Annotated in this window: 12 protein-coding genes; 9 read left to right on the forward strand and 3 right to left on the reverse strand. The window is 51.9% G+C overall.

Going from position 1 to position 14,313, the window contains the following annotated elements:
• Positions 1–158 precede the first annotated feature (158 nt).
• The 5 genes from ACH5Y9_RS02535 (at position 159) to hemJ (ending at position 3,980) form a co-directional block, all read left to right on the forward strand.
• Positions 159–1,736, forward strand: a complete 1,578-nt coding sequence (locus ACH5Y9_RS02535) for an ArnT family glycosyltransferase (RefSeq protein WP_445368396.1) — start codon at positions 159–161, stop codon at positions 1,734–1,736.
• A gap of 76 nt (positions 1,737–1,812) precedes the next feature.
• Positions 1,813–2,538, forward strand: coding sequence for a glycosyltransferase family 2 protein (locus tag ACH5Y9_RS02540; protein ID WP_033155519.1), 726 nt, complete (start codon positions 1,813–1,815; stop codon positions 2,536–2,538).
• A 47-nt stretch (positions 2,539–2,585) separates the two neighbouring features.
• A complete protein-coding gene (locus ACH5Y9_RS02545; protein WP_445368397.1) occupies positions 2,586–2,957 on the forward strand; it encodes a lipid-A-disaccharide synthase N-terminal domain-containing protein in 372 nt (123 codons plus the stop codon).
• A 127-nt stretch (positions 2,958–3,084) separates the two neighbouring features.
• Positions 3,085–3,537, forward strand: a complete 453-nt coding sequence (locus ACH5Y9_RS02550; protein ID WP_205450955.1) for a DUF4124 domain-containing protein — start codon at positions 3,085–3,087, stop codon at positions 3,535–3,537.
• A 17-nt stretch (positions 3,538–3,554) separates the two neighbouring features.
• A complete protein-coding gene (gene hemJ, locus ACH5Y9_RS02555) occupies positions 3,555–3,980 on the forward strand; it encodes a protoporphyrinogen oxidase HemJ (RefSeq protein ID WP_445368398.1) in 426 nt (141 codons plus the stop codon).
• Here the strand turns inward: hemJ and murU are convergent.
• Together murU and ACH5Y9_RS02565 are read right to left on the reverse strand one after the other, a co-directional pair.
• Positions 3,977–4,675 (reverse strand): N-acetylmuramate alpha-1-phosphate uridylyltransferase MurU, encoded by a 699-nt coding sequence (gene murU, locus ACH5Y9_RS02560; RefSeq protein ID WP_445368399.1) that lies wholly within the window; start codon positions 4,673–4,675, stop codon positions 3,977–3,979. The genes hemJ and murU overlap by 4 nt on opposite strands.
• Positions 4,672–5,673 (reverse strand): aminoglycoside phosphotransferase family protein, encoded by a 1,002-nt coding sequence (locus ACH5Y9_RS02565; protein WP_445368400.1) that lies wholly within the window; start codon positions 5,671–5,673, stop codon positions 4,672–4,674. The genes murU and ACH5Y9_RS02565 overlap by 4 nt, the downstream gene beginning before the upstream one ends.
• Positions 5,674–5,768: 95 nt before the next feature.
• Between ACH5Y9_RS02565 and lptD the strand changes: the two genes are divergently transcribed.
• From lptD to ACH5Y9_RS02580, 3 genes are read left to right on the forward strand one after another with little or no spacing between them, the layout of a single operon-like run.
• Complete coding sequence (gene lptD / locus ACH5Y9_RS02570; RefSeq protein WP_445368401.1) at positions 5,769–8,594, forward strand: LPS assembly protein LptD; 2,826 nt, start codon at positions 5,769–5,771, stop codon at positions 8,592–8,594.
• A gap of 7 nt (positions 8,595–8,601) precedes the next feature.
• Positions 8,602–9,888 carry a peptidylprolyl isomerase gene (locus tag ACH5Y9_RS02575; RefSeq protein ID WP_319962199.1) on the forward strand — a complete coding sequence of 429 codons (1,287 nt, stop codon included), beginning with the start codon at positions 8,602–8,604 and terminating at the stop codon, positions 9,886–9,888.
• Between the two features lie 6 nt (positions 9,889–9,894).
• Positions 9,895–10,446, forward strand: a complete 552-nt coding sequence (locus ACH5Y9_RS02580; protein WP_319962200.1) for a DbpA RNA binding domain-containing protein — start codon at positions 9,895–9,897, stop codon at positions 10,444–10,446.
• 31 nt (positions 10,447–10,477) lie between these two features.
• Here ACH5Y9_RS02580 and ACH5Y9_RS02585 read toward each other — a convergent pair whose 3' ends face one another.
• The gene (locus ACH5Y9_RS02585; RefSeq protein ID WP_445368402.1) at positions 10,478–12,808 is read right to left on the reverse strand and encodes a TonB-dependent receptor; all 2,331 of its coding nucleotides are present in this window, start codon (positions 12,806–12,808) and stop codon (positions 10,478–10,480) included.
• A 201-nt stretch (positions 12,809–13,009) separates the two neighbouring features.
• Between ACH5Y9_RS02585 and rnd the strand changes: the two genes are divergently transcribed.
• Entirely contained in the window at positions 13,010–14,158 is a 1,149-nt protein-coding gene (rnd, locus tag ACH5Y9_RS02590) for a ribonuclease D (protein WP_205450934.1), read from the forward strand.
• Positions 14,159–14,313 lie beyond the last annotated feature (155 nt).

A 14,313-nucleotide genomic window follows, 5' to 3' on the forward strand; every position in this document is an offset into this window, starting at 1 on the left:
TCAACCGATCCTCTTGCTTTTTTATATCATCTTGAGGTGTGTCGGGCGTTGCCGACTGAAATAGTGTTGGCATGAAATTGGCTTAATCTTGTGTCATAACGCTGGCGTGATTCTGGTCGCTTGGATGTCCAGTGCCCGGATCAATATTTTCTCGAAAAATGACCATACCCGATAAACTGATTTACCGCTGGGGCATTGTGCCGCTTTGGCTGCTGTTGTCCACAAGCGTTTATTTTCGCTCGACCATTCCCATCGATGAAACGCGCTATCTCAGTGTGGCTTGGGAGATGTGGCTGCGCGGCGACTTCCTGGTGCCGTATTTGAATGGCGAAACCTACAGCCATAAACCGCCTTTATTATTTTGGCTGATTCAGGCCGGGTGGTGGGTATTCGGCGTTAATCAGTGGTGGCCGAGTTTGGTCGGGCCGTTGGCTGCTTTGGCAAATCTGTTGCTGACGCGAAAATTGGCGGAAAAACTTTGGCCGGAGCAAACTGCGGTAGCAATGGCTGCGCCGTGGGTCTTGATTGCAACCTTGCTGTGGACCTTATTCGCCACGTCTATCATGTTTGATATTCTGCTGACTAGCTGGGTGCTGTTGGGAATGCTCGGCTTGCTGGAGGTTGTGCAAGGCGATGAGCGCAAGGGTTGGGTACTGGTTGCGGCAGCAGTGGGGTTCGGTATTCTAAGTAAAGGGCCTGTGGTTTTTTTGCATCTAATCCCTACCGCAATTTTGGTTGTTGTTTGGGCTCCGCGTTCGATTGTGTTCAGTCGCTGGTTTGCTGGCTTGTTGATCGCGGCCTTGATTGGAGTCGCGATAGCCCTGGTTTGGGCGATTCCGGCTGCCATTGCCGGTGGCGAGCAATACGCCAACGCGATATTGTGGCATCAGACCGCTGATCGCGCAGTCAGCACCAAAATCCATACCCGTTCGCTGTTTTGGTATCTGCCTTTTTTACCGATGTTTTTGTTCCCCTGGTTGTTCTGGCCGCATTTCTGGGGCAGTTTGCGCGGCAGCCGATTTTTTAATGATAACGGTCTGCGCTTTTGTCTGGTTTGGCTGGTATCAACCTTTGTGGCGTTTTCGTTATTGCCCAGCAAGCAAATTCATTATTTGATTCCGATGTTACCGGCGTTTGCGTTGTTGGTAGCCAGGGTGGTGGCGAATACCCAAAAGCCGAGATTGGGCGGCGAGTGGTTGCTGCCATTGCTGTTCGGCGCAATCGGGGTGTTTTTAGTTTATCTGCCCAAGGTACCGGGTTTGTCGAAATTGAACTGGGTCCAGACTGTGCAGCCGGCATGGGGTTTGAGTGTGTTGGCTATTGCCATGATGTTGGCGCTATTGGTTTGGATTAAGCGCAAGTTGTCGGTTGCGGCAGTCTCGACTGCATTGGTGGCGGCAATTTTTGTCGGATTTATATTTTTCTTTCGTTATGCCGGCCCGGCATACGACCTGCAACCCGCTGCGTTAAAAGTGAAAAGCTTTAACGATCAGCATATTCCTTATGTCTACGTTGGCAATTACCAAGGGCAATTCAATTTCCTGGGGCGATTAACCCAGCCGCTGCCGGTTTTACCTGCTGAACGGCTTGCCGATTGGGCGGCACAGCATGCTGACGGTTACCTGATTTCCCTGGAAAAAAACCAGCCTAGCGATGCCGTATACCTACAGCCGCATCGGGAATATTGGGTGGTATTTCGGCGCGCGGGGCAGGCTGCTGACGTCAAGCCCCTATAACTTAAACCTGTACAAAATTCTTATCCGTGTATAAGCGTTTGATACAATTCACAACTTTTTCAACTTTTACCTAGATATGAAGATTTCTGTAGTAGTCCCCGTTCACAATGAAACGGACAATGTCGAATTGCTGATCGAGGAAATCCATCGTGCGCTGGGCGATGGGGAAACCTATGAAATGATTTTTGTGGACGACGGTAGTACCGATGACACTGGCCTAAAACTGCAAGGTGCAATGCAGCAATATCCGACTCTGCGCGTGCTGACACATCAACGCAGTTGCGGACAAAGCCGTGCCGTGCATACCGGCGTTTCGGCAGCGCGCTACCCATGGATTGCCACCTTGGACGGCGACGGCCAGAACGATCCGGCCGATATACCCCATCTGGTCGCGGCCTGGCGCGAGCAAAACGACAGCCAATTGTGGATGCTGGCCGGCTTTCGGCATAAGCGCAACGATACCGGTTGGCGCAAGTTTTCCTCTAAGTTTGCCAACGCGGTGCGGCAGTCAATTTTGCATGACGCCACGCCGGATACCGGTTGCGGCTTGAAGTTATTCCTGCGCGATAAGTTTTTGGCCTTACCGTATTTTGATCATATTCACCGTTTCTTGCCGGCGTTGATCAGAATGGCCGGGGGAAATGTCATTTCCGTAAAAGTCAATCATAGGCCGAGAAATTTCGGCACGTCGAAGTATGGAACCTTGGATCGGGCGCTGGTTGGTATCGTCGACTTGCTGGGCGTGGTTTGGTTGAAAAAACGCCATAGCCTGCCGATTGTCAGCGAGATTCAGCGTGGCTAGTTGCTGGTTCAACCCGTTTGTTCCGGCGTATTTTAGGAGTCGTTAACATGGAAAATGGAATCGTTTATTTTTTTACGCATTTGGCGGATAAATGGCAGCACCATTTATCTATCATGGACTCGAATGACATCATTTGGCTTAGCATCGGTTTGGTGGGTCAGACCTTGTTCATGATGCGTTTTATCGTGCAATGGATACACAGCGAGCGGCACCAGAAGAGCATGATCCCGGTGAGTTTTTGGTATTTCAGTTTATCGGGTGGGGTCATTGTGTTGGCTTACGGTATTCACCGTGTGGATCCCGTGATTATCCTGGGTCAATTACCCGGTACTTTTGTGTATGCCAGAAACCTAATGTTAATTCGCCGCGAACATCGCGATGCGTTGGCGGAGATGACCGAGCAAGATCTGGGGACCTAATCGATTTGACTAGCCGGAAAACGACATAAGCTATTTTGGCACAAGGATTTTTCCTAACTATTGAAAACAGACTGAATTTTTACCCTAAACTATGGCCCGAGCAAATGGCGTTTTGGCGAGGTGTGCGATGAGGGTGTTAATTTTGCTGGCGATGGTTCTGAGTTATCACTCGGCAAGCGCGGAGGTATTTAAATGTATCGGCAAGGACGGCAAAACCATTTATCAGGCCAAACCTTGCCAAACCAGCGATAAAACTGTGCAGTTGGATATTCAAGCCAATGAAGCACAAGAGGCAGCGGCCAAAGCCAAGCTGGAAGCCCTGCAAAACGAACAGGAAGCTGCCAAAGCTGCCAAGCTGGAAGCTGAAAGACGCGATGCGATACTGAAAAACCAAACCGAATCGACAAATGCCCTAAAGCAAAGTGCGATTGCTCAGCAGCAGCAAGTTGAAGCGGAACAACGCCAGGCGGCAGCTTTGGAAAGACAAGCGCAACAAAACAGTAATCGGGTGTTGATTGTCGCGCCTCCCACCGCGTTACCGGGCATGCCCGCGCCGGTGACCACCGAAATTTTACGTTAGTCAGTCTCGGGAACCTCATGCTCTGGTTAAAAGCCTTACATTTGATTTTTATGGTGACCTGGTTTGCCGGCTTGTTTTATTTGCCCAGGTTATTTGTTTATCACGCAATGAGCGACGACAGTATCAGCAACGAGCGCTTCAAAGTCATGGAACGCAAACTGTACTATGGTATCATGACGCCCGGCATGATTTGTACCTTTATCTTTGGTGTGTGGATGTTGGGCGATTATGCCTGGATGCTATATGCCGGCAGCGGTTGGCTACATCTAAAGTTGGGTTTGTTGGGCTTGCTGGTGGTTTACCATGTGTTTTGCGGCAAGTGGCTGCTGGATTTCAAGCATGATCGCAACCGGCATTCGCATGTGTATTTCCGCTGGATCAACGAGATTCCGGTATTGTTCTTAGTCGCCATAGTCTTGCTGGCCGTCGTCAAACCGTTCTAATACATGCCATCCTCGGCATGTCTGCCGCTGAGGCGCGCATGTTGTTCACCCAGCGCTGCTAAGCGTTCCGGTGTGCCTATGTCCATCCACAGGCCGGAAAATTTCTCGCCGCTAATCCGCTGTTGTTGCATGGCTTGGTTTAACACCGGTCTCAGTTTTAACGGCGCGACCGGGATGTTGGCAAACAGCTTGGGGTGATAAACGCCGATACCGCTGAAGGTGAGTTTGTTCAAGCCTTGTTCCGACAATACACCGTCGGCATTCAGCGAAAAGTCACCTTCCGGATGATGCGGCGGATTATTGATCATCACCAGGTGAGCCAGATCAATGGCTTGGGTTCGCAAGTTGACCAAGGGATAATCGCAAATAATGTCGGCGTTAAGCACCAGGAACGGCTCATTGCTCAGCAAAGGCAGGGCCTTGGCAATGCCTCCGGCGGTTTCCAGCGCGGTTTCGCCTTCATCTGAATACTCAATCGAAACATTCCAGCGCTTACCGCTTTCGCAATAGTCTTTAATCTGCCCGCCTAGATGGGCGATGTTGATGACGATTTCGGTAAAGCCGGCGTGTGCCAGGTTTTCCAGGGTGTATTCAATCAGCGCCTTACCGGCGGCTTTCAATAAGGGTTTGGGGGTGTGGTCGGTCAAAGGCCGCATTCTTTCGCCGCGCCCGGCCGCTAAAATCATTGCCTTCATGCAGATGCCTCGACACGCGGCAGCATCTGTTCTTGCAGAAACCTCTTCATCTCGGTTAACTCGGGATAGAGCTCGCAAACCCTGGTGATATAAGCCAGGGTGCGCGGAATGTCGGCCAAATAATCGGATTTTCCATCGCGCAGATGCAGTCTGGCGAAAATGCCGACGGCTTTCAGGTGACGCTGCATGCCCATCAGATCGAACCAGCGTTTGAATTGATTGAAATCGGCTTTCAGCAGTCCGGCTGACAACAGGCGTTGATGATATTGCTGGGCCCAGCTGATGACTTGCTGTTCGGGCCAAGCGATGTAACAGTCGCGCAGCAGCGACACCAAATCGTAGCTGATAGGGCCGACGACGGCGTCTTGAAAGTCGATAACGCCCGGTGAGTTGTGTTCCAGCACCATCAGGTTGCGCGAATGGAAGTCGCGGTGCACGCAGACTTGCGGCTGTTCAAGTGCCGAATCGATCAAGATAGCGTTGAGAGATGTCGCGAGCGTATGGGGAATCGTAATGCCCAGTAGATTTTCCAAAAACCATTCGTAAAAAATACCGAGTTCCCGCAGTAGCAGAGCGCTGTCGTAAACCGGCAAGCCGCAATCGAGCGGATTTACGCCGGTTTGTAGTTTGAACAAGCTGTCCATGGCTTGTCGATACAACAGTTCTGCATCGCCTGTTTGTAAGCGGTCAAGAAAGCTTGTGGAGCCTAAGTCTTCCAGCAACAGAAAACCTTGTCGGCTATTCTGTTGATAGATATTCGGGATATGAATATCGCTCGGTTTCAGCAATCCGGCGATGCGTACGAATGGTTCGGTATTTTCCTTGTCCGGTGGTGCATCCATGGCAATGTGGCAGCCGTCCCGGTGCTCAACTCGGAAATATCGCCTAAAGCTAGCGTCGCTGGAAGCAGGGGTGATTTGTTGTATATCAAGCGCGACGTCGTTATTGAGCCAATCGACAAGCTCCGCCAAGCGGCGGTCTGAGCTGGAAACGTACATTTTTATTAATTGCGGGTCAACCTAAGGTAAAATGATGACGAGCATTTTATTCGATTTCCATTCCGCTAAGTCAATTTAGCCGCATTCGCCAAGACATGAATTATCGGTTTTATACAATTTCTTCAGCATTATTGTTTTTTACGGGCGTCGCCTCTGCTGCCAATAATGCGGCGTGGAATTGTGAGCAAACCAAAAATGGCGAATGGACTTGTCTAAATCAAACACCTGCTGGCAACGAGCCAACCGCTCAGCCGCAAGTGATTAAACCCACCCCGCCCGCCCAAACCAAGCCTGCCCAGCCGGAAACAGTCGCGCAGCCGCCTGTTCCCGTCGTGCCCGCGCCGGTTCAGCAAGCGGTCAAACCGGAACCCGAGCCGGAAAAAGTTAAGGTGGTCGAAAAGGCGGTGGAAAAAGCTGTTGCCGAGCCGCAAAAGTTACGGGTTAAAGTGACTGAAAATCAAAAACCGGTGCTGGAAAAAGTCGAGCCCAAAACCGAGACAGCCAATGCCAATACCGGCAAAGTGCCCGGTTGGACTTGCAAAACCGGTGATGATAAGAGCGGTTGGAACTGTAATCTGGTGGGTGCCGATCCGAAAGGCGAGGCCCATGTCGTAGCCGAAGGCGGCGGCAGTGAAGAGTCCGGTTCGTCTTGGCTTACGCCGACCTTTGATCGCAAACAAGAGCGGGATTTTCAAACCTTACGGGCCGAGTTTGATAAAGATCCTTGGCAAAGCTGCGAAGTGTGGGGTTCTAAAAAACGCAAAATCAGAGCCACCTCCGCCGAAGTCCGCGATGCAGCAACTACCGATATTAATGCCGATTTTTCGGAAGTGTTCGACGGCGAAGTGCTTAATTTTGCCGGTAATGTGGATATGGTGCGCGCGGATCAGCATTTGGTTGCCGACAAGGCCAGCTATGATACGGTTGCAGAGACCTTGGACGCACAAGGTAGCGTGTTATACAGCGAAGACCAGCTGGCTTTTTCCAGCGAGACCGCCTCGTTGAGCCTGGGTAAAGACGAAGCACGCTTGCGCAAGGCGCAATTTATCGTCGCGGAGGCGCCGTTTCGCGGCAACGCCGGGGTGGTTTATCGCGAGAGTAAAGGCTTGTCGCGTTATAACGATGCCGCGTTTACCAGTTGTGCGCCGGGCAATCAGGACTGGATTGTGCATGCTTCGCGGATGAAAATTAACCGGGACAGCGGACAAGGTTCAGCGAAAAACGCCTGGCTGGAATTTAAAGGCGTACCGGTGTTGTACACGCCTTATATTTCCTTCCCTACCGACAATCGCCGCCTGTCGGGCCTGTTGGCGCCAACTTGGGGTAGTACGCAACGGAACGGTTTTGACGTTTCCGTGCCGTTTTATTGGAATATCGCCCCCAACTTCGACGATATTGTCACGCCGCGTTACATGAGTAAGCGTGGTGAGCAGTTACGCAATAAATTCCGCTATCTGACCGATATATCCAGAGGTACGTTTTCTGCGGAATATATGCCCAACGATCAATTGGTCAACAAGGCCCGTTACTCGGCAAGCTGGAAGGATCAATCTACCTTGTTGCCGGGTTTAAATTCCTTGTTGGATTTGAACTACGTGTCCGACAAAACCTATTTCAACGACTTGAATAATGCCTTGGGTTTCCAAAATACCAGTTATTTGCCCAGTACCGCATTACTGAGTTACGGCGGGGCTGTTGCCGGCACCGCTCTAGGTTTGTCGGTAGGGGCATATCATTATCAATCGGTGGATAAAACCATTCCCGATGCCGCGATGCCCTACGATATGCTGCCTCGCGTCAATTTCAATGTGGCGCATGCGTTTGAAGGTTTGCCGGTTACGCTGGCGATGAATAACGAGTTTACCCATTTCTATCACACTGATCTGGTTAACGGTCAGCGGATTAATATTGCCCCGTCACTCAGCTTGCCATTGGAAAGTAGCGCCGGGTATTTCATCCCGAAAATCACCGGCCAATACACGCAGTATCAATTGAGCAACCAAACCTTAGCCGGGCAGCCCAGTACTATTAGCCGGACCTTGCCGATCTTCTCGGTTAGCAGCGGCATGAATTTCGAAAAAGACCTTAATTTCGGTGGTTCGCAGTATCTGCACACCTTGGAGCCGCAGGCCTTCTACCTGTACATCCCACGCAAGGATCAAAGCAATATTCCGGTCTTCGATACCGCTCTGTACGATACCAATTTTTACAGCTTGTTCCGGGAAAACCGTTTCGCCGGTGGGGACAGGATACAGGACGCCAATCAGATCACGCTGGCCACCGTTTCGCGGTTTATCGATTCCAATACCGGTTTGGAGCCTTTAAAAGTCAGTCTGGGGCAGATTATGTATTTCCAGGACAGAACCGTGACGATGCCTGGGCAGCCGATTGAGACCAGTAATACCTCCAATTTCGTCGGAGAACTGAGCGGCCAATTCAGCAAACATTGGTCGTATATGACCGGTACCCAATGGGATCCGGAAGCCAACGGCTTCGCGCGTGGCCAGGTGGCGTTAAAATACAATATGCAACCGAACCAGATTGTGAACCTTGGCTATCGGTACCGTCGTAACCCCTTGGACAGCTTACAAACCATCTCGCAAACCGACGTATCGTTCCGCTTACCTTTGTTTGGCGAATGGTACGGCTTCGGTCGCTGGCAGTACTCTTTGAATTTCGATAAAACCACGGAAAGTTTCATTGGCGTGGAGCGGGAAAACTGTTGCTGGCGCTTCCGTATTCTGGGCAGGCGCTTTATCAACGGTGCCAATACCATCGCCTTTATCGATCCTAGCACCAAACCGGAAACGGCGTTTTTCGTACAGTTGGAACTGAAAGGTCTGTCCAGCTTCGGTGACAATGTCGATACCTTCCTGCAAACCAACCTGAAAGGCTATCGCAAAGCCAGCTATTTTGAGTAAGCAACGCATGATTAAAAAAGGGATAGTGATTTTCTGTTTGCTCCTGGGTGCTTATATGGCTCCGGGTCAAGCCCAAGTATTGGACCGGATAGTGGCGGTGGTGGAAGAAGATGTGATTCTGGAACGCGAACTGAATAACGAAGTCGGGGCCATCGTCAGTAAATTGCGGAGTAACAACGTAACGATGCCACCCGAATATGTGCTGCGCAAACAGGTGTTGGAACGCATGGTGGTTGACAAGTTGCAACGGCAACTGGCGGCTAAATCGGGCGTACAGGTCAGCGATGAAATGCTCAGTACTTCAGTTGCTGATATAGCCAGCCGGAACGGCCTGTCTGTTGAAAGTTTTCGTAACGAGTTGGCCAAGCAAGGCATGGACTACAAAGCGTTCGAAGATAATCTGCGCAACGAAATTATCATCAACCAGCTACGTGGCCGGGAAATCGGTTCGCGGGTCAAAGTTACCGATGCCGAAGTGTTGCATTACATGGAAACGCAGAGCAAAGCCGGCCAGAGCAATTCCCAGTATCATTTAGGGCATATTCTGATCGCGGTGTCGGAAGCGGCTTCGGCCTCCGCGATTCAAAAAGCCAAGGACAAGGCCGATCAAGTCATCGCCGAATTACGCGGCGGCAAGGATTTCAAACAAGTTGCGGTTAGTGTCTCCGACGACGATAACGCCTTGAAGGGCGGCGATCTGGGTTGGCGCAGCATCGGCCAGATTCCATCCCTGTTTACGGAAGTCGTGACGACGATGAACCAGGGCGATGTCTCGGAAGCGATCCGCAGTCCCAGCGGTTTTCATATCATTAAAATGCTGGAAACTGAGGGTGCCGGACAGCATATCGTTACCAAAACCAAGGTCAGGCACATTCTGATCAAGACCAATGAATTGGTGGACGACGCCGAAGCGCAGAAGCGTTTGATAGCGCTGAGAGAACGGATTAATGACGGTGACGATTTTGCCAATTTGGCGCGCGCGCATTCCGACGACAAAGGCTCGGCGATTAACGGCGGTTCGCTGGATTGGGTGGGTCCGGGCGCATTAGTGCCGCCTTTTGAGGAAGCGATGAACAAGTTGGCGATTAACGAGATTAGCCAGCCGGTGCAAACCCAGTTCGGTTGGCACATGATTCAGGTCTTGGGGCGCGAAAATCAGGACAACAGCGAGCAATTCAAAAAAGACAAGATTCGCGAGGAAATCCGTAAGCGTAAAATCGAGGAAGAAACCGAATTATGGTTGCGGCGCTTGCGCGACGAGGCTTTTGTGGAAATCGATCTGGATAGATTGTAAGGCACTATGAACGCTTTCTCTGCCGAAAGTCGTAAGGAAGATAAGTTTAAAAGGCGCTTGCAGCGCATAGTCAGCGAAGAAGACCTGACCCAGCAACGGGAGCTGATTCAGCGTACAGCGGCCGAATTGGATATAGACCTATTGACTTGCGCCGCGGCCTTGGTTTACCTAAGCCAACCAAACCTGTATCCCGCGCATACTCATACTCAGCAGCCCAGGTTGTTGGTCCCTCTACCGCAACCTCACAGTCGCGGTCCGCATGCAAACGGCAAAATGGTGCGTTATCGCCTGGCCGTCGGCAGCCAGCACCAAGTTAGCCGCGACGATATTCAGGCGGTATTGGTCGAAGAGTCCGGCGTAGATAAAAAACGCATTGGCAGGATCGACATTCGCGATACGTATACGTTGGTGGAGTTACCGGACGGCATGCCGGCGGATATTTTTCAGTTATTGACCGAAGCGTCCATAGGACCGCATCGCCTCAACATCAAACGCATCAAACCGAATAAATTCAGGCAAACCCGTAACAACAATCAGCTGGACGAGGAAAACGGCTAATTTCAGCCGTTTTCCTGCGGCCAGGTTTGGACTACATCGTCAGGCGAATGCCTATCCAAGCGGCGCGCGGTGCGCCGACCCCAACGAAGCGGCTTTGTTGGTCGCCTGGCAATCCCACGCCGTCAAGTACATCCCCGGTATTGCCCCAGGTGCCGAAATTGGCATATTGGCGGTCGAACAAATTGCTCACTTTACCGAACAGCGCGACGTTTTTGTTGAAGCGGTATTCGCTACGCAAATTAAATACGACGAATCCCGGCAGCTTGGCCGTCAAATTGGCTTCGTCGCCGCGCAGATATTGCGAGCTGTTGTAATTCATATCCATTCCCAGAGTCCAGGCGGAGACGATGTCGAAGTCGGTGCTGAACTTGAACTGATGGGCTGGGATGCCGGGTAGCTTGTCGCCGGCCTGTACCTGGATATTGCCGTCGCCATCCGCCAGCGGATTGTTGGGGCTGCTGCCCAGAAACGGCGTTTCGAAGCTGGCATCGATATAGGTGTAATGGCTAGACCAGCGCCAGCGCTCGTAAAAATTACCCGCCAATCCCACTTCTACACCTTGGCGTAAGGTAGAGCCGACATTGTCGAAATAACCGACATTGCTGCCGACACCGCCGGTGCTCTTGAAGATGATGTCGTTATTGTTGATGGTGCGGAATAAAGCCAAATTCCAGTCCATGTAGCCCGGCAGCAAGTTTTTCAACCGGCCGCGCACCCCGGTTTCGAAGGTATTGGCGACTACTTGCTTGAGAGGCGGATCGGATACGAAAGCATTCGGCAAACGGCAAGGGTCGTCCGGGTTGGCGCAGCTTAACTCCATCGGTGTCGGCACCCGCGACGATTCGCTGTAGTTACCGAAAAAGGTCAATTCCGGCATGAAGGCGTAGGTCAGACCCGCCGCCGGATTGAAGCGGTCGAATGAGTGCGAGCCATTCAGGTCGTCGCCGACATGGTCGCGCAGTTTAATATGGGATTGGTTGTAACGGCCGGAGACGGTCAGATCCAGTTTGTCGGTCAAGGAATAGGTGTCGGTTAAAAATACGCCGTAATGATCGGTCTCCGTAGTCAGGCGGACATGGGCGTCTTGCAGCAATACCCCGCCCCCTGACACCCCGCGATCAGCGGTTAACGAACCCAGCTGGGTGTCGGCGTGATAGCGGGCGTTGCCGTGGTCGAAACTGGCCCCGCCTACCAGATGGTTGTTGCGGCCGAATATTTTGTGGTCGAAAGCATTTTGCAAGGCAAAGCCGAACGATTGCTGTAGCGTGCTGGAAGTGTTGATGGTGCCGCCCTCGACCGCTGGTGAGGCAGCTATATTACTGCCGCCTAGATCGAACAAGCCCTCATCGTCCAACTCGCCACCGGATTCGGCGCACAAAAAGTTGTCCTCGCCAGCGCCTTCATCAATACATTCGCCAAATTCGCTCCCGTCGCCATTATAGGTGCCGATCTTATTCCGGCGGTAATACATCGTGCCGGATAATTGATTGTGGTCGTTCAGCCAGGTATCGCCGGCCAGCGACACCAGCATCATCCGGTTGCGGGTAATGTCGGGATGCGTAAATACTTGATCACGGCCGAATGCCAGCATTTCCTGGGGAAGGGCGCCGTTGCCGCGCAAGGTGTTGTCGCTGCCGGCGATGCTTAAGTCCAGGCTGGATTTGACGCCGCGCCAACTCAGGGTGCCGAAGCCTTGTTTGGCTTCGCTCGGGGAGTGGGCGCGCCAGCCTTTTTCGTTGAAATATTTGGCATCCAGGAAATAACCCCAGGTGCCGTTGTTCCAACCGCTGGTGAGTTCTTCGGAATGGCGGTCCCAGGAGCCGCCTTGGGCTTCGAAACTGTGGCCGGGCGCCGAGAAACCGGTCTTGGTGTTGATGTTGATCGAGCCGCCCAGCGCATTCAAACCAAACGCCGGGTTCGATGCCGGTTGCAGGCTCATATTCTGTATAGCGCCGTTAGGGATTAAGTCCCAGTTGATCATATCGCCGAACGGTTCATTGAAACGAATACCGTTGACATACGTTGCCAGGCCTTGCGGCAAGCCCATCAGCGGGGACGCGCTGAAGCCACGGTATTGCACATCAGGTTGCAAGGGGTTGTTTTGCGCATCGTTGATGTTGACGCTGCCGAGATAGCGGTTCATGTAGTCCGCCAAAGACAGGGCTTGGGCTTCCTGCAATTTTTCGGCTGACACTGTTTGCACATTCGCCGGAATTTTATTGATATCGACGCCGCCGAATTGTAAAGGCGTTACCGCCACAACTTCCACTTCCTCCAGATTGGTCGCAACTTCCGCGGCTATGGCTTCGGCTAAGGGCAGCATGCTGAGCAATGGCAGCACGCCGAGCGCAACTTTTTTCATAAATTTACCTGAGAATACAAAACAAAAGCGGCATGGTAAACAAGCAGGGCCGGGGGTTCCATTGTCGGCAATAAAAAGGAAAAATTCCTGATTTGCATCGCGTCGGCCAATGCCGGAATATTTCAGTCAATAAGGCCCCGACGGGTTAAAATACGCAGTCACGCCGTTTTTCGGCAAGCCCTGTTAATTGCCATAGCGACTATGACTATTCAATATATCAACCGCCCGGATCAACTCGATAGCCTTTGCCAACTGATCAGCCAGGAGCCCTGGATCGCCCTGGATACCGAATTTCTTCGCGAGAAAACCTATTACCCCAAGTTTTGTTTACTGCAAATAGCCGCGCCGGGCTGGGTGGCTTGTGTCGATCCGTTAGCGATTGCCGATTTAACGCCGCTGTTAGAGGCGATTTACAATCCCAATATTGTCAAAGTGTTGCATTCCTGCCGGCAGGATCTGGAAATTTTTTACCAGATTACCGGCAAAATCCCGGGCCCGATTTTCGATACGCAGATTGCCGCGCCGCTGCTGGGTTTTCAGGAAAATCCGGGTTATGCGATGCTGGTATCCAGCTTTTTAAACGTCAATCTCAGCAAGGCGCATACTCGTACCGACTGGTCGGAGCGGCCCTTGAGCCAGGATCAAATTCAGTATGCCGCCGACGATGTGATTTACCTGTGCAAGATTTACAAAATCATGTGTGAGCAACTGGATAAGTTAGGGCGTGCAAATTGGCTGGAAAGTGATTTTGCGCTGTTGAACGATCCGGAGCTGTACCAACTCTCGCCGGAAAATGCCTGGTTGAAGATTCGCGGCAAAAACAAGCTGACCGGCAAGCAATTATCCATCATGCAAAGTCTCACCGAATGGCGCGAACGTACTGCTCAGCAAGAAAACAAACCGCGCAGTTGGTTGTTGCAGGACGATTTGCTGCTGGAACTGGGCAAATTACAACCCGTGACCTTGGCCGATCTAGCCAAGATCCGCAACATCAACGACCGTACCGTCAATCGTTACGGCAAAACGATTTGCGAATTGATCGACAGTGCCAAACAACGTCCGCCCAAACCCTTGGCCGAAAAGGATCAAGCCGGCAAGAAAACCCAACAGCACGAAGCGATACTGGATGTACTCAGCGCGGTGGTCAGAATCCGTGCTGAGGAAAACTCGCTGAATCCCATCATCTTGGCTACCCGCAAGGATCTGGAGCAATTACTGTCCGGCGATGAGGATTGCTTGTTGTTGCACGGCTGGCGTTACAACATGGCCGGCCGGGAGTTGCAGGGCTTATTGCGCGGTGACTTAACCTTGAGCTTGAAGCCGGATGGCGTGGTGATTAGTGCGGTTTAGCATGCGGCGGCCTGCAATAGCCATAATGCTGAATTATTAATCCCCCCAATGTATCGGTGGCCGGCATTTCCGTATAAGCCGGTCTATCGAATAGCAGCGTTTTTATTGACCGGGCTCCCGCCTGCCCGTTAGCGAGTGTGATAACAAAAATAACG

Source organism: Methylomonas sp. BW4-1 (genome assembly GCF_052474385.1).

Coding starts and splice junctions, on each gene's coding strand:
- lptD (WP_445368401.1), top strand. CDS start 5,769: ATGAATTATCGGTTTTATACAATTTCTTCAGCATTATTGTTTTTTACG.
- rnd (WP_205450934.1), top strand. CDS start 13,010: ATGACTATTCAATATATCAACCGCCCGGATCAACTCGATAGCCTTTGC.
- hemJ (WP_445368398.1), top strand. CDS start 3,555: ATGCTCTGGTTAAAAGCCTTACATTTGATTTTTATGGTGACCTGGTTT.
- ACH5Y9_RS02580 (WP_319962200.1), top strand. CDS start 9,895: ATGAACGCTTTCTCTGCCGAAAGTCGTAAGGAAGATAAGTTTAAAAGG.
- murU (WP_445368399.1), bottom strand. CDS start 4,675: ATGAAGGCAATGATTTTAGCGGCCGGGCGCGGCGAAAGAATGCGGCCT.
- ACH5Y9_RS02550 (WP_205450955.1), top strand. CDS start 3,085: ATGAGGGTGTTAATTTTGCTGGCGATGGTTCTGAGTTATCACTCGGCA.
- ACH5Y9_RS02565 (WP_445368400.1), bottom strand. CDS start 5,673: ATGTACGTTTCCAGCTCAGACCGCCGCTTGGCGGAGCTTGTCGATTGG.
- ACH5Y9_RS02540 (WP_033155519.1), top strand. CDS start 1,813: ATGAAGATTTCTGTAGTAGTCCCCGTTCACAATGAAACGGACAATGTC.
- ACH5Y9_RS02585 (WP_445368402.1), bottom strand. CDS start 12,808: ATGAAAAAAGTTGCGCTCGGCGTGCTGCCATTGCTCAGCATGCTGCCC.
- ACH5Y9_RS02575 (WP_319962199.1), top strand. CDS start 8,602: ATGATTAAAAAAGGGATAGTGATTTTCTGTTTGCTCCTGGGTGCTTAT.
- ACH5Y9_RS02535 (WP_445368396.1), top strand. CDS start 159: ATGACCATACCCGATAAACTGATTTACCGCTGGGGCATTGTGCCGCTT.
- ACH5Y9_RS02545 (WP_445368397.1), top strand. CDS start 2,586: ATGGAAAATGGAATCGTTTATTTTTTTACGCATTTGGCGGATAAATGG.